The following is an 18701-nucleotide window of genomic DNA, read 5'->3' on the forward strand; positions in this document are numbered from 1 at the left end:
TCTTATATTTGTTTATTATCATTGCTGTCATGTTCACCATGGAGATGACATGCAGCATAATGATCCCCTTTTATTTCTTGGTATACTGGATTAATAGTCTTACAAACTTCCATTGCATGCTGACATCTAGTATGGAATGCACAACCACTCGGTGGATTGGATGCGCTTGGGATGTCTCCAGTTAAGATGATGGATTCACGTTTAATATCAGGGTCTGGTATTGGTACTGAAGATAATAAAGCTTGTGTGTACGGGTGGAGTGGGTGTTCGTATAACTCTTCGCTGCCCGACAATTCTACCATTCTCCCCAAATACATGACTCCAACGCGATCACTGATATGCCTGACAACCCCCAGGTCATGGGCTATAAAAATATAAGTAAGTCCAAATTCTTTTTGGATATCCTTTAATAGGTTTAATACCTGGGCCTGTATGGAAACATCAAGCGCAGACACAGGCTCATCTGCAATAATTAATTTAGGTTTTGTCATGAGGGCTCTGGCAATGCCAATCCGCTGACGCTGACCGCCACTGAATTGATGGGGATAACGCTTTAAATGATAGGAACTGAGTCCCACAACATCTATCATTTCTGCTACCCTTTTTGCCCGCTCCTTCTTATTGCCAATGCCATGAACAATTAAAGGTTCCTCTAATATTTGCTGGACAGAATGTCTCGGATTTAACGACGCATACGGGTCCTGAAAAACCATTTGAATATCACGTCTCACTTGTCTAAGCTGCTTTTTAGACATAGACATGATTTCCTTATCCTCGAATACAATGCTTCCTTCTGTTGGGTCAATCAACCTCATTAATAATCTGCCGGTTGTTGACTTTCCACAGCCACTCTCCCCAACAATCCCAAGAGTTTCTCCTTTTTTCACATGAAAGGAAATATCATTAACGGCTTTTACTTCACCAATCTTCCGGCTCAAAACTCCCCCATTGATTGGGAAAAACTTCTTCAGACCTTCAACTTTTAACAGCTCCGTCATGATGAATGCCTCCTTCCTGTCCCTGATATAATAGGCACCTTACCCATTGATACTGAGGAGACACCTTTTGTAAATCCGGAGTCACTGTGGCACAGGCAGGCATGGCATATTCACAACGCGGTGCAAATACACAGCCAGTTTGAATCATTCCTGGTTTTGGAACATTACCTGGAATAGAATATAATTTGCTGTCTTTCTGCCGGATGTCAGGTACGGATTTCAGTAATCCTTTTGTGTATGGATGTTTAGGATTTTTAAATATATCCCTGACCGTTCCTTTCTCAACAATTTTTCCTGCGTACATGACAAGAACGCGATCGCATATTTCAGCCACCACTCCAAGATCATGTGTAATGAGGATGATTGATGTTTCAGTTTGATTGTTTAAATCTTTCATCAACTTAAGAATTTGGGCTTGAATGGTGACATCAAGTGCCGTAGTCGGTTCATCTGCAATCAAAATGTTTGGTTTGCAAACCATGGCCATCGCAATCATAACCCTCTGTCTCATACCGCCTGATAACTCATGTGGATAATTTTTCATTAAATCAGCAGCCCGAGGCAGCCCTACCTGCTTTAACATTTCCATACATTCAGTACGCGCCTTAACTTTATTACTGTTTCTATGCAGCCTGTATGCTTCAATCATTTGTTGGCCGATTGTAAACAAAGGATTAAGAGAAGTCATCGGTTCCTGAAAGATCATAGATATCCGATCCCCGCGAATTTTTCTCATTTTTGATTCGGATTTTTTTAATAAATTGTCTCCCTCAAAATTAATGACTGCCTGGGGATCAACAATAGCCGGCGGTTGTGGAAGCAGTCCCATAATGGATAAAGAGGTCAAACTCTTCCCACTTCCTGATTCACCAACAATACCAAGAATTTCTCCTTTATGAAGTTGGAAATCGATATTCTCAACTGCAGGAACCAATTTTCCATCATCCATAAAAGAAACGGTTAAATGGTTTACATCTAAAACCACAGTGTCATCCAAGCCATTCCCTCCTGCGTAATATTATTATGTAATTTATTAAAATATTTAAAATATTATGATTTATTATGTCACAGCTTTTCCCAATTGACTATCATTTTTTTAGAAATTTATAACATTTTTGTAATATAGGAGAATAATATTGGAGCTTAACACAATAAGGAAGGGGGAACAGTTCCACAGGATTCAAGTGCTTAATTGGCTGATTTACGCAGTTACACTTTTCATTAAAAAACAAAAAACTCTCTATTTACAAAACGGTCATCATAGCCGCCTTGCAATAGAGAGTCCTTTTTTATTTATAAGCTTAAAATGTGATACCCTGAATCCACATGGATATTTTCTCCCGTAATTCCACGGGACAATGGACTGAACAGGAATAGGGCTGTGTCTCCCACTTCCTCCTGGGTTACTTGTCTGCGCAACGGTGCACGCTCTTCAAATACTTTTCGAATTTCATTAAAATCGCCTACACCTTTGGCCGATAAGGTTCTGATGGCTCCTGCGGAAATAGAGTTTACCCTTACACCGTTAGGTCCAAGATCATTAGCCAAATATTTCACGCTTGCTTCAAGTGAGGCCTTGGCAACACCCATGACATTATAGTTTTGGACTACTCGTTCACCGCCAAGATAAGTAAGTGTTACGATACTAGCCCCTTCATTCAGGATTTCTTTTGCTGCTTTAGCAACAGCAGTTAATGAATAAGAGCTAATATTTTGGGCTAATAGGAAGCCATCCCTCGTCGTGTTCATATACTCACCTTTGAGCTCTTCCTTATTAGCAAAAGCAATACAGTGTGCGATTCCGTCTATCTTCCCATATTTTTCTCTTATCGTAGCAAAACATCCATCGATTTCTTCATCTTTTGTAACATCACATGGCAGGACGAAGGTCTCTGCTCCACCCTCTAAGCTGTTTACAAGGTCATAAACACTCTTTTCCATCCGTTCCCCTGCATATGTAAAAATTAATCTAGCACCAGCCTGGTAAAGTGAATTAGCTATACCCCAAGCTATACTTCTTTTATTTGCCACACCCATTACAACAATGGTTTTCCCATCCATACTTAAGTTCATAGGAAGGATTCCTCCTTAAATAATTAACACAAGTTATTAGTACCTACTACTAATTTAAACTAAGTAAAGAAGAATCGCAACCATTTTCTGTTTTTTCAGCTAAATATATCACGTGAGATAACTCATAAAGAGAGTAGCCATTCCAAAGTAAATAAGAATACTGATTAAGTCATTAATGGTTGTGATAAATGGTCCCGAAGCGACGGCAGGGTCAATATTCATTTTATGCATCAATAAAGGCACAAGGCTTCCTGCTAATGTAGCGACAATTAATGTTACCAGTATTGAAATGCCAACAAGAGCGGCTAGAATTAGTTCACCTTTCCAAACATAAACGATAATGGTAACCACGATTCCACATGATATCCCGGTTATAAGTCCTGTTCCTGCTTCACGCCAAAGGAGTTTTAGCTTATTCTCATCCTCAATCTGTCCTGTAGCAATCCCTCTAACAATAACAGCCAAGCTTTGTGTACCTGTATTCCCGGCCATACCTGCAATTAAGGGGATGAACACCGCCAGAATTGCCTTTTTAGATAAAGTTTCTTCAAATTGACCGATTAAATTAGCGGTAATCATGCCTAAAAATAATAATATAATCAACCATGGGAGTCTTTTACGGGCAGATGAAAATGGACTTTTGTCTATGTATTCCATATCGGATACCCCTGCTAATTTGGAATAATCATCGGAAGCTATTTCATACATAACATCAATCATATCGTCAAATGTTATAATGCCAACCAGATGATGCTGAAAATCAACAACCGGCATAGCAATAAAATCATAGTCTCTCATTTTTCGAGCTACTTCTTCCTGATCATCGCTTACTTTCACCGAATAAACCTGACTGTTCATTAATTCAAAGACCATTGTATCATCATCTGCTACGATCAAATCTCGCAGGGATAGTACCCCTGTTAATTTATGCTTATCGTCCATAACATAAATATAATAAATTAATTCAGCATCCTGAGCTTCCTTCCTCACTAGTTTCATGGCAGATCCTACTGTTTGATTTTCTGCAATACTTATAAATTCAGTCGTCATGATACTTCCTGCAGTTGATTCCTCATAGTGAAGCAAATGCATAATATTTTGCGATTGTTCCTCATCCATTAAAGACAAATAACTGATTATTTGTTCCTTATCCAAATTACTGAGCAAATCGACAGCATCATCCGTATGCATTTCAGCTAAAATGGAAGCGGCATATCGAGGATCCATTTCTGCTAAAATTCTCTCTACGACCTCTTCTTCATATTCATAAGCTAGATTTCCGATTAGCTCTGCCATTTCATCTGGTGAGAGAAAATGATGAACAGTTGCTCGATCTTTTTCTTCTAAATTTGCATAAAATTTTGCCTGATCATAGGGGTGAATATCTAAAAATAAAATCCGAAACTGTCGGAGGTTCTCATCTTTTAATAAACGCAGTAAATCTCTTTGCTTGCTTTCCTGAATTTCCATTTTGGAGGTCACCATACCTTTTTTTATGTCGTCTAAGGCGTATCTATCATACCCTTTACAATTTCCTAAATAGATATAATTGAAACCCTTTAAAAAAGGGTAATATAGAGGTAATAGAAGGAAGTGATTCAAATGATCTATGATTGTATAGGCGATGTACATGGTTGTTATGGGGAATGTATCGAATTATTCCACAAACTGGGTTATCAATTTGATGAGGATAATATTCCTGTCCATCCAAACGGAAATACCCCTGTCTTTATAGGCGATATTACTGATCGAGGCCCTAATTCTATAGAGATGATCAACCTTGTATGGACATTAACCATACAACGGAAAACTGCCTTATATATACCGGGTAATCATTGCAATAAATTATATCGTTATTTCCTAGGCAATAAAGTAAAGGCTGTACATGGCTTAGAGACAACGATTGCTGAACTTGAGGCTTTATCTAAACCAGAAAGAAAGATGGTGCGCGATCATTTTATGCAATTATACGAGTCAGCTCCTCTTTATCTTGTCTTAGATCAAGGAAAGCTTGTCCTTGCGCATGCCGGTATTAAAAAAGAATTCATTGGAGCAACACATAAGGGTGTTAAAACATTTGTTTTGTATGGGGATATAACCGGAAAAACACTGCCGGATGGAAGACCAGAACGAAGAGATTGGGCACTTCGACATCCGGGTGATCCGATTATTGTCTATGGGCATACACCTGTCCGCGAACCAAGAATTAAAAATAATACGTACAATATCGATACGGGAGCTGTATTTGGAGGGAAATTAACTGCTTTGCGTTACCCTGATATGACCCTTTTCTCGATAACCTCATCTCAGCCGCTGGTTCCAGAAAAATTTCATACGTATGAAAGTTAATTCTAATGATTAAAGGTGTCTGATAGGTCCTATTGTGCGACATTCAGCACCTTTTTATTTTCCAAGAAAACTTTTGTTGAAAAAATCGGATTATCCTCGATCCTGAAGTACTCATTACATAGGTCAATAATCCACAGTCTATTTATACAATACTCCTTTTAATTTTCGACTTTAAAAGATCAACTATTCCTGCTCAAATTCCATATACACTATTTTAAGCCCTCTATTAATTGCATCATATCTTCTGGTAATTCACTCTCAAATGAGAGTTCTTTTTCCGTTATTGGATGCAGAAATTTCAACGAATAACAATGTAGGGCCTGCCGCTTAATCAGTTCTCTGCTTCCCCCATATAAATCATCACCTAATAATGGATGTCCCAAATGTGCCATATGTACTCGTATTTGATGTGTTCTTCCAGTTTTCAGCGTTAATTCCACAAGTGAAAACCGCTCAAGCGAGTGCAGCGTTTTATATTCCGTACATGCATATTGGCCATCTTCCCGTACCTCACGTTTAATAATGCTGGTATCCATACGACCAATAGGTTCTTCCACTTTTCCAGCCAGGGGTGTCATCACACCGGTTACGATTGCTTTATATTTTCTTTCCACTGTTTTTATAGATTTTGACAAACTTAATAAATGGTGTATATGCCGATGCTTGGCTATTAAGACCAAGCCAGACGTATCCCGATCCAATCTTGTGACAATATGAACAGTCGCTGAATGGCCAATTTGTTCATAATGGCCAATGATTGCATTGGCTAAGCTCCCGGCTGGATGCTCTCTTGACGGAATTGTAGACATACCGGCCGGTTTTTCGACGACCATTACATAGTCATCCTCAAAGACAATAGACAGTGGTATCTTCTCACCTATCAGCTGCTCACTTCCCACCTCTTTCGGGAAGATTACAGTAACCTGATCACCAGTCTTCAATATGTATCGTACTGTAACTTCTTGCTGATTAACTAAGATATGACCACCCTTAAATTTAATATCTGCCAACGCTGATTTTGATATTTTTTTATCAGACAAATATTCTCTCAAAATTTTATCGCTTTCCTGATTTTCTACTGTCCACTCTAATGTAAATGGCTTCACCATGGAGACCTTCCTTTTCATCATTCATATTTATAGCTAGCTTTTTAAGCTAAAGGATTATTTATTCAGTAAAAAAGGTGCCCAAAAGACAAACTGCATTCTTTTAGGACACCTACTATAACCTTCTTTTTATTCTGTAACAAAAGAATCACGAACTCTTTTCCAAAATGGGAAAGGTCTAAAACGAGCAAAACGGATTCGTTCATCTGCCACTCTGAATTGTATGGACCTTACCTCTTTATGCAAAAGACTTAAATGGTCAATGGTAATTTGAAAGTCATCATTTGTTACTGGTTTCATCATACAGGTATGATGAGCTGGCAGTATTAAAGGAGAACCAATAGTACGGAACACTCTATTATTGATGGAAGCCATTTCCGTCAATTGCACAGCAGGGATGGAAGGATGAATAATCGCACCGCCAAGGGCTTTATTATACGCAGTACTGCCTGAAGGAGTTGATACGCACAAACCGTCCCCTCTAAACCTCTCGAAGGATTGCCCTCTTATTTCTACGTCCATCACCAATGTGCTCCCCACACTTTTAACAGTTGATTCATTCAAGGCTAAATATTTTGACTCTCTGCCACCGTGACTGTAACGAACCGTAACCTCCAGTAATGGATACTCAACAGTTTGGTAAGGCGTCTTAGCTATAGCATTGGCAAGCTTTGTAATCTCCTCAGGCCTCCAGTCAGCGTAAAAACCCAAATGACCTGTATGTACACCTATAAATGCTGTTTTATCAAGACGTGAGCTATAACGATGAAAGGCATATAACAATGTTCCATCACCGCCGACAGATATAACTACATCAGGTTGATCCTCATCATAAATAACACCCAGACTATCCAATTGATCCTTCACTTGCTCCATAAAATGATTGGATTTGGTATCTCCTTTAGACGTAACTGCATATTTCATCATAATCCCCACCTGTAAAGTGTTATTTCCCCCTCTTCTTAAAGACATATTGCTGTGCTTCCTGGATTTCCATTTTAATCTGTGTCATTTCTTCATCCATATGGAAAGCTGCTTCAGCTAATCTCTCTAAGCGATTGCGTAATGTTTCCGGGAATTGTCCGTTATATTTATAATTAAGTGAATGCTCTATCGTAGCCCAGAAATTCATGGCAAGGGTACGAATTTGTATCTCCGCTAATATTTTTTTCTCTCCGTGAATCGTTTGAACCGGATATTCAATAACTACATGATACGAACGGTATCCACTTGCTTTTTTATTTGTAATATAGTCTCTTTCTTCAATAATTACGAAGTCAGTTCTTTGTCGTAACAGCATAACGACCTGTTTTATATCATCCACAAATTGGCACATAATTCGAAGACCTGCTATATCCTGTAATTCCAGTTCAAGTCTTTCCTCAGGAATTTGCTTTTGATAAGCCTTATCCAGGATACTTGCGATCGGTTTAACGCGTCCTGTAACAAACTCTATTGGTGAATGTTCTTTTTCTAAGTCACATTGGGTTCTTATACCCCTTAATTTGATCTTTAACTCATCAACCGCCTGTTTATAGGGGGCTAAAAATTCATCCCATTTTCTACTCATGGATTCCACCACCTGAAATACTTTTCAATATCTTGTTATTGAGAGCAAGGGAAAATTCAGAATCGAAGACATTACATTATCATGTATTAGTATGTATTTTATGAATTGATCATCATTATTCAACCATGCTAATGAATACATTTAGTACTAATTATTACCCTAAATTGCTCAAACCCATTTTAACACAAAGATTATACGGATATCTAAGATTGATGTTATCTAATGAAAAAGTCATAATAGTTATACATAAGTTTATCATGGAGGATGTACATATGAGCGAACAAATCGAAATTGAATTCAAAAATTTGCTGACATTTGAGGAATTTAACCACCTCATGCAACGTTTCAAAATAAAGCCCGAGCATTTTACAGTACAAAAAAATCATTACTTTGACACAGCTACGTTTGATTTAAAGAAATATACCTCAGCACTACGCATACGTGAAAAAAATTCATCCTATGAGATGACCCTTAAACAGCCTCTTGAAAATCAAAAAGGCTTACTGGAAACCAACTGGGATATAGATCCTGATACAGCTAATAAAATCATAAAAGATGGTGGTATCCCTGATAGCAAAATCTCGGAAAGAATAAAAAATCTAAAAATCAACCCACAAGAAATTCGTTATTTTGGTACCTTGACAACAAAACGGGTTGAGCTTCCTTTTAAGAGCGGCCTGCTCGTTTTAGATAATAGCTCCTATTTCCAAATAGAGGATTATGAGGTAGAATTTGAAGTAGACAACTTTGATCAAGGAAAGAAAGAGTTTGATCAGCTTTTATCAGAAGCTGGCATTCTGGTTCGTCCAACTGAAAATAAAGTTCAACGTTTTTATAATCAAATGATTTCAAACCATATTGAGGAGTGAACATAATGAACGTAGGAGACATAAATACGATTATTCAACTTCAAGCTCTCGGATCCCTGAGACCAACAGATACTAATACTGTAACTCAGGCACCTTCTTCTGCCAATTTATTTCAGGCTATGCTGAATGAAGTTCTTACATCCGTCAGCCATCCTACGAATAATGCACTTGCTGCCAATCCAGGATTAGGTACATTGGCAACTATAATCAACAGCAGCATTCCGTCTTCTCCGTCCATTGCGTACAATCCTGTCCCAATTACTAATCAATCAACTAATAGTAAAGTAAGTATGAATCAGAATACGGATTACGATGACATTATAAAAGAAGCTTCCACTAAATATCATGTTCCTGAAAAATTAATAAGATCCGTCATACAGCAGGAAAGCGGCTATAATTCAAATGCCATTAGCTCAGCCGGGGCATCAGGCTTGATGCAGCTAATGCCCAAAACGGCTTCATCTCTTGGTGTAAACAATATTATGGATCCCTATGATAATATTATGGGTGGAACTAAATATCTTAAATCCATGATGACTAAATATAATGGAAATATCGAATTGACCTTAGCTTCTTATAATGCAGGTCCAGGAAATGTTGATAAATATGGTGGAGTACCGCCTTTTAAAGAAACGCAGAACTATGTAAATAAAGTCATGGCTTCCTATTACGCATAAAATAATAACCAAACCTGCAAAACTGTTCATAAAATGAACAGTTTTTTATTTCCCCTTCTATAAACAATTTGAAGCTCAATCAATAACCTTCTAATAAGCTTATCTCCCAGCATCCACCTCTCAATATTTTATAAAATCAGGAAAAAAAGCAGTATATTGGATAATTCAAGTTTTGCTTGTTAAAATTATTCTTATCAACTCATGGAGGGAGAATAATGTATGGCAGAAAATCCAACTCCATATGATGCATTAGGGAAAGAGCGGTTATCTGAATTAATAGATGCATTTTATGATCATGTGGGTTCGCATCCGCTGCTAGCTCCTATTTTTCCAGATGATCTTACAGAGACAGCCCGTAAACAGAAACAGTTTCTTACTCAGTTTCTTGGCGGACCTTCTTTGTATACTGAGGAACATGGGCATCCCATGCTAAGAGCAAGACATCTTGCTTTTGAAATTACACCTATGCGTGCAAAATCCTGGCTGAGCTGTATGGAGAAGGCTATGGAAAGTATTCAGTTAGATTCTCCTTTAAGAGAGTATCTTCTGAACAGACTTACTTTAACAGCTGAGCATATGATAAATACAAACGATATCCAGCAAAAAGGTGATAGTTATGAATAAGCATGACTCTTCAATTCCAAAATGGCAGGATTGGCTGTCTGTCCATCAATATTTTAAACCCTTGGAAAAACCATTAGAAATCTATTTATTTATAGATCCTACTTGTTCAATTTGCTTTGAGCTGGAACGAATTATAAAACGACTGAAATTAGAATATGGGCATTACTTTGCTCTAAAGTATGTGTTTAGCAAAAAAGTGGAAAGAAAGCATCCAAATGCTAAACACCCACATCCCTCATTTCTTTCTGCTGCAAACAGGTCTGGTATTTCCTGTGATGATAATATTTGGATCAGCGATCCCGAAAACTCGTTATATATCACCCCAATCGCGATTAAAGCTGCAGAAATGCAAGGAAAAAAGGCTGGATATCGTTTTTTCAAGAAAATCCAGGAGGCTTTATTTCTTGATCAAAAAAGTGTATCAAATTGGCATACATTGTTAGCCTGCGCTCATAAAGCCAAGATAGATTGTGATGAGTTTTCACGTGATATGAATTCAGAAAGTGCCATAAAAGCTTTTCAATGTGATTTAAAAATCTCTTCAGAAATGGATGTCACTGATCTGCCTAGCCTGGTCTTTTTTAATCAAAAGATGGAAGATGAAGGTATAAAGGTATCAGGAGCTTACCCTTATGAAGTTTATGTTCAAATACTTGAGGAGATGTTGGGATTTCCGCCTAAAGCACAGTTACTCCCCTCTTTAGAGGACTGTATTAAGGATTTTCAAATTATTAATACTCATGAGATTACGTTTATTTACCGAATGGATATACAGGAAGTTGAAAGGGAAATGAAAAAATTACTCTTGAAGCGCACAGTTGAGAGGATACCATCATCCAACATAACGTATTGGAGATATGCAGAAAACGATTAAAAACCGCCATTATTATTATTCTATAATATTTTTCCGTATAAATAAGAATAAGACTCTGTAATCGGACAGAGTCTTATTCTTCATACGAACAAAGGGGATGGGAGAAATTTTTCACGGTCAAACAAAGGGGTAAATGTTTGCTAGTGATCAACTTCACAATAGTAATATAACAAATTCTTAACACATATGCAAGTACTTTGTTCATTTATTCACATTTCTGTCATTTTTTCTGCATACTTGCTTATCCTCTGCCATATTCTTTAGAAATCAGTACTATTTATACTATGTATTAAAGGGTGATTTCTATGAAAAAAATTTATATTAGCAGTTTAATCTTATTAGTTTTATTTTCCATATCCCTGCAGCTGTTTGGGATTATGCGGATCATTCCTCTCTATGTATCATCACCTATTTTATTTCTCTCTTTTTTCATCTTTATGTATAGTCTCGGTTATCAAAAAAAATTCAAGGGATTCTAAAAGCCTTAAGTTGGCATAGATCTACTGGATATTGTTGAATGACGAATTAAACGTGAGAGCTCGCAGAAAATTAGCGAGTTCTCATGATTGGCTTCACTTACTTTTTAGAGTTTAAGATTCTGTAACAGTATCCAATAACTCAATAATTAGATTATCTTTATTATTCCAACTATGATACCTTTCTAAATGCCATTTATCTAATTGTCTTTCATATCCGTTTTTTTCAACCCAGGCGTGTAATCTTGCGTATGTATCTCTAATACTATAATTAGAACCATTATGTTTACTTACAGCATATCTTTGAGGTGGAATTGTTAAGAAAACCATATTATCCGGAATATTTTCATACTCGTTAACTTGAACACAGATCCAATAACCATCTTCATCTTCTGAATAGTTATCAACTACAAATGCTCCATATTGTACAGATGAATTGGTAACCTGTTGGATTTCATCCATACGTTCATTAAGAAGTTTCGCTGCTTTTGGAATTTCATTTTAGATATTGTTCACCTTCGCACACAACTCGAAAACCTACTAATTTAATTTCACTAAGATCCTCAATTATTGGGCTTTGTAATACTTTTTCCTCCAAGGGTTATTTACCCCCTCTATTTTTTTTATTACTGGAACTTTAAGTTTAATTTCAGCATTTAATACCATCAAAAAAATAGCCCCTTAAAAGTTTGGAGTCTAACTTCTAAGGGGCATTTCAAAAAATCATCAACTTTTTCTTATTTATCTAAAAGAGCTTCCAGCTCATTCAATTTTTCCTCAAAAACTTTACAAGCTTCTTCAACCGGATTCGGCGAAGTCATGTCTACACCTGCTTTTTTAAGAACCTCAATCGGGAAATCACTTGAGCCTGCTTTTAAGAATTCAATATAGCGCGTAACAGCCGGCTGACCTTCCTCTAAGATCTGTTTACTTAACGCTGCTGCTGCACTGAATCCAGTTGCATATTGGTATACATAATAATTGTAGTAGAAATGAGGGATTCTTGACCATTCCAAACCAATCTCCTCATCAATAACAATATCATCACCAAAGTATTTTTTATTAAGCTCATAATATTTTTGTGTTAGGCTTTCTGCAGTCAGAGCTTCTCCGTCCTGTGCCATCTTATGAATAATGTGCTCATACTCCGCAAACATCGTTTGACGGAATACTGTTCCTCTAAAACCTTCAAGATAATGATTTAATAAATAAATTTTCTTGCTCTCATCATCAATTGTTTTAAGCAAATAATCATTCAGCAGGGCTTCGTTTGTGGTAGATGCTACTTCAGCTACGAAAATCGAATAATTACCATATGGATATGGCTGATTTTTACGTGTGTAATAACTGTGTACAGAATGGCCGAATTCATGAGCCAATGTGAAAAGATTATTCACATTATCCTGCCAGTTCATTAATATATATGGATTAGTTCCATATGAACCTGAGGAGTATGCGCCGCTTCGTTTACCGCGGTTTTCGTGAACATCTACCCAACGGTTTTCAAATCCTTCTTTTAATACATTGATGTATTCCTCGCCTAAAGGCTCAAGCCCTTTTAGGATATATTCCTTAGCCTCGTCATAGGAAACATCCATCTTCACATCTTTCACTAAAGGTGTATATAAGTCATACATATGCAATTCATCCACACCTAAAAGTTTCTTACGAAGCTTCACATAACGGTGCAATAAATGCAGATTGTTGTGAATGGAATTGATTAGATTTTCGTATACTGTTTCCGGAATATTATTATTGCTTAAAGCTGCATGTCTTGCAGAATCATAATGACGTACCTTTGCATAAAAATTATCTTTCTTCACCGTGCCGGATAAAGTACTTGCGAATGTGTTTCGGTACTGTCCATATGTCTTATACATCGCTTTAAAGGCTTCTTCACGAACTCTACGGTCACTGCTCTCCAAAAACCTGCTGTACCGCCCGTGAGTTAGTTCAACCTCTTCTCCGTTTTCATCTTTAATTGTAGGAAAACGAAGATCGGCATTATTTAACATACCAAATGTATTGGATGCAGTCCCCATCACCTCTGATGCCTGAGCCAATAAAGCCTCAGCCTCTGCAGATAGAACATGAGGTCTTTGTAAATTAATCTCTTTTAAAGATTGTTCATATAAGGAAAGCTCCTTTTTTTCTTGCATGAACTGATTAATTGTTTCTTCTTTAATTGCAAGGATTTCAGGTAAAATATACGAAAAAGCACTGGCAGCCTGAGAATATAAATTCCGGGCGCGGTCGTCCATTCCCTGATAAAATGTATTACCGGTATCCTGGTCGTATCTCATGTGAGAATATGTATATAATCGTCCAAGTCTCTCAGTAATCATGTCCTGAAATTGCAAAGCCTGCCATAAGGTATCAGCACTTTCTTCCAATTTCCCTCTATATTGATCTCCTTTTGGCAATTCAGCCAAAATGTCCTTGAATTCCTTTTCCCATGCTTCATCGCTTGGGAAGATATCCTCCAGTCTCCAAGTATCTTCTACAGGTATATCTTTTCTTTCAGGTAATTGTTTAATATCTGCAGCCATGCAGTTCCCTCCAATCATTTACTTCTTTCATAAAAGTTCTTCATAATACCTTTAATTCCCTTCAAAAAAATCGAATAACCTCAATTTGATTTTCTCTTCAAAATGATCACCTAAAATGAGGTCCTCTCTTATTATATAATGATTTACATCTATTTTTTCCAAATAATCAATTTTTTCAAGGAATCTCAGATATTCTTTCAATGCGCTAAAAATATCCTGGCTCATTAAAGGGCATTGATTTAAAATTATATCCTTCTTCTTTATTCTTTCCAAAAAACTTGACCGAATCCATGCTTCACTGATTCTTCCATGCATCTTAAAGCACTTCATTAAATCGATATAGATTAATCCTTGCCAGACAGTAGCCGGCATTCCATACATACAGCCGCTCAACAATGGAACTCCTACAAATTCAGGTACTTTATATGGAGATATCCCAGCCTGATATAATTCTTTAATCAACTTACTTTGTAAGCCCTTAAATCGGATTTCATTCATAAGTTGCAGAGTACGTTTTTTAAACCAATCGTTTAAATAAGCGATTTCTTGTCTGGGTGGAGATAAGATACTTTTCAGGTCCATCCCATTGGATAACACTACCATCTGACCAAAACATTGTTCTATTGAGACTGGTATGATATTCACAAGTGCCAGTATGGAATTTGCTTGCTTGGGGTTATGAAAGAGGAGAAAAGGTGATGAAGATTTTCTAAGAGCAGATTTAAGGAGTGAATTTAGCCTCCACAGATAAACTCCGTTTCTTTTAATGAAATGGCTGTGAAAAATCCAGATAGGAACAATATCGGCATCCAAGTACCCTTTTGTTCTTTTCAAAAATAACTCTTCATGAATAAGTGAACACTGATATTCTATTGCATAATATTGATTTTGCTTCCTTACATAAATGTCTGGCCTTTGCTTTATGATAGCTAAATATTTCTCCAGTTCAACATCCAGTTGACACCTTCTTAACCAATGGTATAAATTATTTTTCCCTGATAGATGATCTGCTGTTTCAGATTCAGTTGCTGCCTGGCAGTTCCCCTTTGTTTGATGGGCAAAATGTGGAATCGTCCGTGGGCCGGAACGGTATATCACACGTTTCCGGCAAGCAGGACAGCGATACTCTTCCTCGTGTCTCTTTATAATATGATTGGCATGAATTTGCTTATCTTCTTTATTAATAGCAACCAGCATGTACAGGCTCCTTTTCCTATGGTTTACCTATCAAATTCTCGTTATCTATTAATAAACCTTCATTCTAAATGAACTCTATATGTATATCTGTTGAACATTTCTACTCGATTGAGCTTTTTTCATCATAGCATCGGTGATAATAGTCTAAATAGTGATTCCAGCATTCTCATACCGAAATGTCTATCTTTAAATACCTCAACATGCAGCTCATTCGAAACTAATAAATCATGTAGATAATCATTTACTAATGTTTGTACACTTTCGGTCTTATAGAGGAACGCATTGACTTCAAAGTTCAAATGAAAGCTTCTCATATCCATATTTGATGTACCTATAGATGCAAGTTCACCATCTACAATGATGATTTTTGAATGCATGAAACCCTCACGGTATTCATAGACTTTAACTCCTGCCTCCAATAAATCAGGATAATAGGATCTCGAAGCATGGAAGACAATTCTCTTATCCGGATTACTAGGTACTAATAAACGAACATCAATGCCACTTAGAGCAGCAATTTTCAAGGCAGAAAATATATCTTCATCCGGGATAAAATAAGGAGAGGCAATCCATACCGATTTTTTTGCTGAAACAATCATAGAAAAGAATATATTTTTAATCGTACTGTATTCATTATCAGGCCCACCTGCAATTATATGTACTCCGCCATGCTTTTTTTCATGTTCTGTTGCTACAGGAGCAAGATACTCATCTGTTAAAAAACTGTGGTTGGTCATGTAATACCAATCCTGCATAAAGATTAATTGTAAACTGCGGACTCCTTCTCCATTTAATCTCAAATGGGTATCACGCCAAAATCCAAAGTTCTCATCTTTACCCAAATACTCATTACCGATATTTAAACCACCAACAAACCCAATATCTCCGTCCACTACAACAATTTTTCGATGGTTTCTAAAATTGAATTTATTATTTAAAAAGGGGAGCCTCACAGGGCCAAACGCCACTACCTCAATCCCCCATTTTCTCATTTCCTTGATATATTCCCCTGAAAGAGTCCATGAACCGACTGCATCATAAAGAAATCTTACTTTCACACCATTTTTCGCTTTATTAATAAGTATGTCTTTAATTTCATTCCCCAAGGTATCATGGCGAACAATATAATATTCCATATGTATATGATGTTTTGCTTGCAATAAAGCTTCTTTAATAGCATTAAATGTCTCTTTTCCATTTGTAAGAACTTTCGTCTCCGTGGATAAAGAGATAGGGGTGTTGGCAATCTGATCAGCTAGATTAAACAATTGGCTGTAATCATGATTCTCATCATCTAATCTTAATAATTTTTTCTCATTTTCACCTGTAATATCCATATACTTTTGCTTATCTAAAAAATATTTTTTCTTAAATATCTTTTCTTTTCTAAAATTCCTTCCAAATAACAAATAAAACAAGAATCCAACTACCGGAAAAGCACCCAAAACGATTAACCATGCTAGTGTCTGTGCAGGATGACGATTTTCCAGGAATATAATAAATCCAATAAAAACAACAGTTATTGTAAATAATATACTTCCATATTGAATATAATCCCCATCGAAATTTTTCTGATATATAAATCCCACAATCCCTAAAATTGCGATAAATAAAAGAACATTAATAAAATTCTTCATAATCCTCACCTTATCCATTTTTCATTGAAAACTTTCATTATCTATACCCCAATATGGTCTGAATGACGCAAACCCTCGATTAGTTTTTCAATCACACTTTCTAAATAGGGGGTCCTCAATGTGGTGATTCCAGACCAATTTAAGAACTAAAAAGCCGACTTCCAAGTGGAAATCAGCTTTCAATTAATGAGTATTAAGAAAAGTATTGGCTTACAGTCGAGAATACATCTTTAGGTATAATGACTTTTCCATATTCTTCAAGACGATGGATTGTAACAGGAGATTCATCAGCATATTCAAGTATAATTGATAGCTTATTATCAATCTCTTCTTCCACAAACTCTCCATCTGGAAATTCTACATACAAATAATATATATTTTCAAAGGAGTATAACTTGGTCACAACTCCTTGAATTCCGTTCGTTTTACTTAATGCAATGACATCTTCAAAGTCTTTAAATGAAAGGACAAATTCCAATGTATCATCCTCTGTTATTTGCTCATCTATTGCTTGGTTAGTTTGAAAATGCTCTTCAAGCATAGACTCTATCTTCACATCAACGGAATTGGCGGGATCATCAATTGGCAAATCGAATTTATGGCCATCCTTGGATAGATGCGCTCGAGTAACTAAAATCTCCAACCCTTTTTCAAGTGCTTGGATTTGAATCCAAAGTGGGCCTTCAACAGTAAAATCCTCTTCTTCATGCACTTCATCCATCATTTCCCAGAAAAGTTCCTCACTTCGATCACGATTATACCAGATCTCTTCTCGATCGAAGCCTCGCTTTTCAATATCCCCATATGAAATGTAGAATTTTACAGTATTCTCATTAATACGTTCGATTTCCATGATTCACTCTCTCCCTTCTGGTTTGAGGTAATTGAAGGGATATACCCCCAAACTAGGTTGTTATATCTTTTCCCTGTTTTTAAAAATGTTAATCATGGATGTTCTTTTTATAAAGCAGGTGGTAGTTATATTTTATGATAAATAGTAAATAGTGGGAAACAAAAAGCCTATATTTCATAAAATAATTATGTCTAATAATTTAAGATACACCAAAACCCCCTTCGCTGTCCAGGAAGGGGGTTTATGAACAATATAAAAATTAATTAACTAAGCGCTGTGCTTCTCGAAGTTGAAATGTTCTTACTTTACGAGGTAAAAATCGTCTGATTTCATCTTCGTTGTAACCAACTTGCAGACGTTTTTCATCAATGATAATTGGTCTTCTTAATAATCCGGGATTCTGTTGGATGATATTAAACAATTCCTGTAAAGGTAAATTATCAAGATTTACATTTAACTTTTGAAAAGTTTTCGAGCGTGTTGAAATGATTTCATCGGTACCATCTTCAGTCATACGTAAAATCTCTTTTATTTCATCAAGACTTAATGATTCAGAAAAAATATTACGTTCTTTATATGGAATATCATGTTCTTCTAACCAAGCTTTTGCTTTTCTACATGACGTACAGCTAGGTGATGTGTAAAGTGTAACCATTCCCTGTCACTCTCCCTATTCTTTAAGTTCCCTTATCCCGTTAGAGCTATATATTTAACATTTCACAATGCTTATGATACTATCTAAATTAAAATAATTATAATTAAGGAACATATAAAATTATTATACATGATTAATAATGGAATGTGTAGAGATTTTTTAGAAAATGTTTCCGGGTTTACTAAACATTAACC

19 protein-coding genes are annotated in these 18701 nt (G+C 36.4%); 6 read left to right on the top strand and 13 right to left on the bottom strand.

Annotated elements, in window-relative coordinates; translation table 11 throughout:
* Positions 1 to 2 precede the first annotated feature (2 nt).
* The 4 genes from AC4D4A_RS08030 to mgtE form a co-directional block, all read right to left on the bottom strand.
* Complete coding sequence (locus AC4D4A_RS08030) at positions 3 to 998, bottom strand: ABC transporter ATP-binding protein (RefSeq protein WP_490995418.1); 996 nt, start codon at positions 996 to 998, stop codon at positions 3 to 5.
* Positions 976 to 1947 (bottom strand): ABC transporter ATP-binding protein, encoded by a 972-nt coding sequence (locus AC4D4A_RS08035; protein WP_490995678.1) that lies wholly within the window; start codon positions 1945 to 1947, stop codon positions 976 to 978. Before AC4D4A_RS08035 ends, AC4D4A_RS08030 begins: the two co-directional genes overlap by 23 nt.
* 344 nt (positions 1948 to 2291) lie before the next feature.
* Entirely contained in the window at positions 2292 to 3071 is a 780-nt protein-coding gene (gene fabI, locus AC4D4A_RS08040) for an enoyl-ACP reductase FabI (RefSeq protein WP_490995419.1), read from the bottom strand.
* A 108-nt stretch (positions 3072 to 3179) separates the two neighbouring features.
* Positions 3180 to 4541 carry a magnesium transporter gene (mgtE, locus tag AC4D4A_RS08045; RefSeq protein WP_490995420.1) on the bottom strand — a complete coding sequence of 454 codons (1362 nt, stop codon included), beginning with the start codon at positions 4539 to 4541 and terminating at the stop codon, positions 3180 to 3182.
* Between the two features lie 132 nt (positions 4542 to 4673).
* On the opposite strand from mgtE, the gene prpE reads away from it, so the two are divergent.
* The gene (gene prpE / locus AC4D4A_RS08050; protein ID WP_490995421.1) at positions 4674 to 5420 is read left to right on the top strand and encodes a bis(5'-nucleosyl)-tetraphosphatase PrpE; all 747 of its coding nucleotides are present in this window, start codon (positions 4674 to 4676) and stop codon (positions 5418 to 5420) included.
* Positions 5421 to 5629: 209 nt separating this feature from the next.
* On the opposite strand, the gene AC4D4A_RS08055 is transcribed toward prpE, so the two are convergent.
* The 3 genes from AC4D4A_RS08055 to yjbM form a co-directional block, all read right to left on the bottom strand.
* Entirely contained in the window at positions 5630 to 6529 is a 900-nt protein-coding gene (locus tag AC4D4A_RS08055) for an RluA family pseudouridine synthase (protein ID WP_490995422.1), read from the bottom strand.
* 126 nt (positions 6530 to 6655) lie between these two features.
* On the bottom strand, positions 6656 to 7450 hold the full coding sequence (locus tag AC4D4A_RS08060; RefSeq protein ID WP_490995679.1) for an NAD kinase: 795 nt from the start codon (positions 7448 to 7450) through the stop codon (positions 6656 to 6658).
* 22 nt (positions 7451 to 7472) lie between these two features.
* Positions 7473 to 8096 (bottom strand): GTP diphosphokinase, encoded by a 624-nt coding sequence (yjbM, locus tag AC4D4A_RS08065; protein ID WP_066101419.1) that lies wholly within the window; start codon positions 8094 to 8096, stop codon positions 7473 to 7475.
* A 272-nt stretch (positions 8097 to 8368) separates the two neighbouring features.
* Here yjbM and AC4D4A_RS08070 point away from each other — a divergent pair, with 272 nt between their 5' ends.
* The 5 genes from AC4D4A_RS08070 to AC4D4A_RS08090 all read left to right on the top strand — a co-directional run bounded on the left by AC4D4A_RS08070 (position 8369) and on the right by AC4D4A_RS08090 (position 11619).
* The gene (locus AC4D4A_RS08070; RefSeq protein ID WP_490995423.1) at positions 8369 to 8965 is read left to right on the top strand and encodes a CYTH domain-containing protein; all 597 of its coding nucleotides are present in this window, start codon (positions 8369 to 8371) and stop codon (positions 8963 to 8965) included.
* Between the two features lie 5 nt (positions 8966 to 8970).
* Entirely contained in the window at positions 8971 to 9642 is a 672-nt protein-coding gene (locus AC4D4A_RS08075; RefSeq protein ID WP_490995424.1) for a lytic transglycosylase domain-containing protein, read from the top strand.
* Between the two features lie 219 nt (positions 9643 to 9861).
* Positions 9862 to 10266: a globin domain-containing protein gene (locus tag AC4D4A_RS08080; protein WP_490995425.1), complete on the top strand. Its 405-nt coding sequence runs from the start codon at positions 9862 to 9864 to the stop codon at positions 10264 to 10266.
* Positions 10259 to 11140: a ClpXP adapter SpxH family protein gene (locus AC4D4A_RS08085; RefSeq protein WP_490995426.1), complete on the top strand. Its 882-nt coding sequence runs from the start codon at positions 10259 to 10261 to the stop codon at positions 11138 to 11140. The genes AC4D4A_RS08080 and AC4D4A_RS08085 overlap by 8 nt, the downstream gene beginning before the upstream one ends.
* Before the next feature lie 305 nt (positions 11141 to 11445).
* Complete coding sequence (locus AC4D4A_RS08090; protein ID WP_490995427.1) at positions 11446 to 11619, top strand: hypothetical protein; 174 nt, start codon at positions 11446 to 11448, stop codon at positions 11617 to 11619.
* Between the two features lie 111 nt (positions 11620 to 11730).
* Here AC4D4A_RS08090 and AC4D4A_RS08095 read toward each other — a convergent pair whose 3' ends face one another.
* From AC4D4A_RS08095 to spxA, 6 genes are all read right to left on the bottom strand, one after another.
* Positions 11731 to 12078, bottom strand: coding sequence for a GyrI-like domain-containing protein (locus AC4D4A_RS08095; RefSeq protein WP_490995428.1), 348 nt, complete (start codon positions 12076 to 12078; stop codon positions 11731 to 11733).
* 275 nt (positions 12079 to 12353) lie between these two features.
* Positions 12354 to 14165 (bottom strand): oligoendopeptidase F, encoded by a 1812-nt coding sequence (gene pepF, locus AC4D4A_RS08100; RefSeq protein ID WP_490995429.1) that lies wholly within the window; start codon positions 14163 to 14165, stop codon positions 12354 to 12356.
* Positions 14166 to 14216: 51 nt separating this feature from the next.
* The gene (locus tag AC4D4A_RS08105) at positions 14217 to 15362 is read right to left on the bottom strand and encodes a competence protein CoiA (RefSeq protein WP_490995430.1); all 1146 of its coding nucleotides are present in this window, start codon (positions 15360 to 15362) and stop codon (positions 14217 to 14219) included.
* Positions 15363 to 15484: 122 nt separating this feature from the next.
* The gene (gene cls / locus AC4D4A_RS08110; RefSeq protein ID WP_490995431.1) at positions 15485 to 16999 is read right to left on the bottom strand and encodes a cardiolipin synthase; all 1515 of its coding nucleotides are present in this window, start codon (positions 16997 to 16999) and stop codon (positions 15485 to 15487) included.
* Between the two features lie 193 nt (positions 17000 to 17192).
* Positions 17193 to 17852, bottom strand: coding sequence for an adaptor protein MecA (mecA, locus tag AC4D4A_RS08115; RefSeq protein ID WP_066101444.1), 660 nt, complete (start codon positions 17850 to 17852; stop codon positions 17193 to 17195).
* 259 nt (positions 17853 to 18111) lie between these two features.
* Complete coding sequence (gene spxA, locus AC4D4A_RS08120) at positions 18112 to 18507, bottom strand: transcriptional regulator SpxA (RefSeq protein WP_066101447.1); 396 nt, start codon at positions 18505 to 18507, stop codon at positions 18112 to 18114.
* Positions 18508 to 18701: the final 194 nt, after the last annotated feature.

The sequence above is a fragment of the Pradoshia sp. Z5_111 genome, from assembly GCF_058267535.1.

Coding starts and splice junctions, on each gene's coding strand:
- AC4D4A_RS08060 (WP_490995679.1), bottom strand. CDS start 7,450: ATGAAATATGCAGTTACGTCTAAAGGAGATACCAAATCCAATCATTTT.
- AC4D4A_RS08090 (WP_490995427.1), top strand. CDS start 11,446: ATGAAAAAAATTTATATTAGCAGTTTAATCTTATTAGTTTTATTTTCC.
- spxA (WP_066101447.1), bottom strand. CDS start 18,507: ATGGTTACACTTTACACATCACCTAGCTGTACGTCATGTAGAAAAGCA.
- prpE (WP_490995421.1), top strand. CDS start 4,674: ATGATCTATGATTGTATAGGCGATGTACATGGTTGTTATGGGGAATGT.
- AC4D4A_RS08105 (WP_490995430.1), bottom strand. CDS start 15,362: ATGCTGGTTGCTATTAATAAAGAAGATAAGCAAATTCATGCCAATCAT.
- AC4D4A_RS08075 (WP_490995424.1), top strand. CDS start 8,971: ATGAACGTAGGAGACATAAATACGATTATTCAACTTCAAGCTCTCGGA.
- AC4D4A_RS08030 (WP_490995418.1), bottom strand. CDS start 998: ATGACGGAGCTGTTAAAAGTTGAAGGTCTGAAGAAGTTTTTCCCAATC.
- cls (WP_490995431.1), bottom strand. CDS start 16,999: ATGAAGAATTTTATTAATGTTCTTTTATTTATCGCAATTTTAGGGATT.
- pepF (WP_490995429.1), bottom strand. CDS start 14,165: ATGGCTGCAGATATTAAACAATTACCTGAAAGAAAAGATATACCTGTA.
- AC4D4A_RS08035 (WP_490995678.1), bottom strand. CDS start 1,947: ATGGATGATGGAAAATTGGTTCCTGCAGTTGAGAATATCGATTTCCAA.
- AC4D4A_RS08085 (WP_490995426.1), top strand. CDS start 10,259: ATGAATAAGCATGACTCTTCAATTCCAAAATGGCAGGATTGGCTGTCT.
- fabI (WP_490995419.1), bottom strand. CDS start 3,071: ATGAACTTAAGTATGGATGGGAAAACCATTGTTGTAATGGGTGTGGCA.
- yjbM (WP_066101419.1), bottom strand. CDS start 8,096: ATGAGTAGAAAATGGGATGAATTTTTAGCCCCCTATAAACAGGCGGTT.
- AC4D4A_RS08080 (WP_490995425.1), top strand. CDS start 9,862: ATGGCAGAAAATCCAACTCCATATGATGCATTAGGGAAAGAGCGGTTA.
- AC4D4A_RS08055 (WP_490995422.1), bottom strand. CDS start 6,529: ATGGTGAAGCCATTTACATTAGAGTGGACAGTAGAAAATCAGGAAAGC.
- mgtE (WP_490995420.1), bottom strand. CDS start 4,541: ATGGAAATTCAGGAAAGCAAGCAAAGAGATTTACTGCGTTTATTAAAA.
- AC4D4A_RS08095 (WP_490995428.1), bottom strand. CDS start 12,078: ATGGATGAAATCCAACAGGTTACCAATTCATCTGTACAATATGGAGCA.
- mecA (WP_066101444.1), bottom strand. CDS start 17,852: ATGGAAATCGAACGTATTAATGAGAATACTGTAAAATTCTACATTTCA.
- AC4D4A_RS08070 (WP_490995423.1), top strand. CDS start 8,369: ATGAGCGAACAAATCGAAATTGAATTCAAAAATTTGCTGACATTTGAG.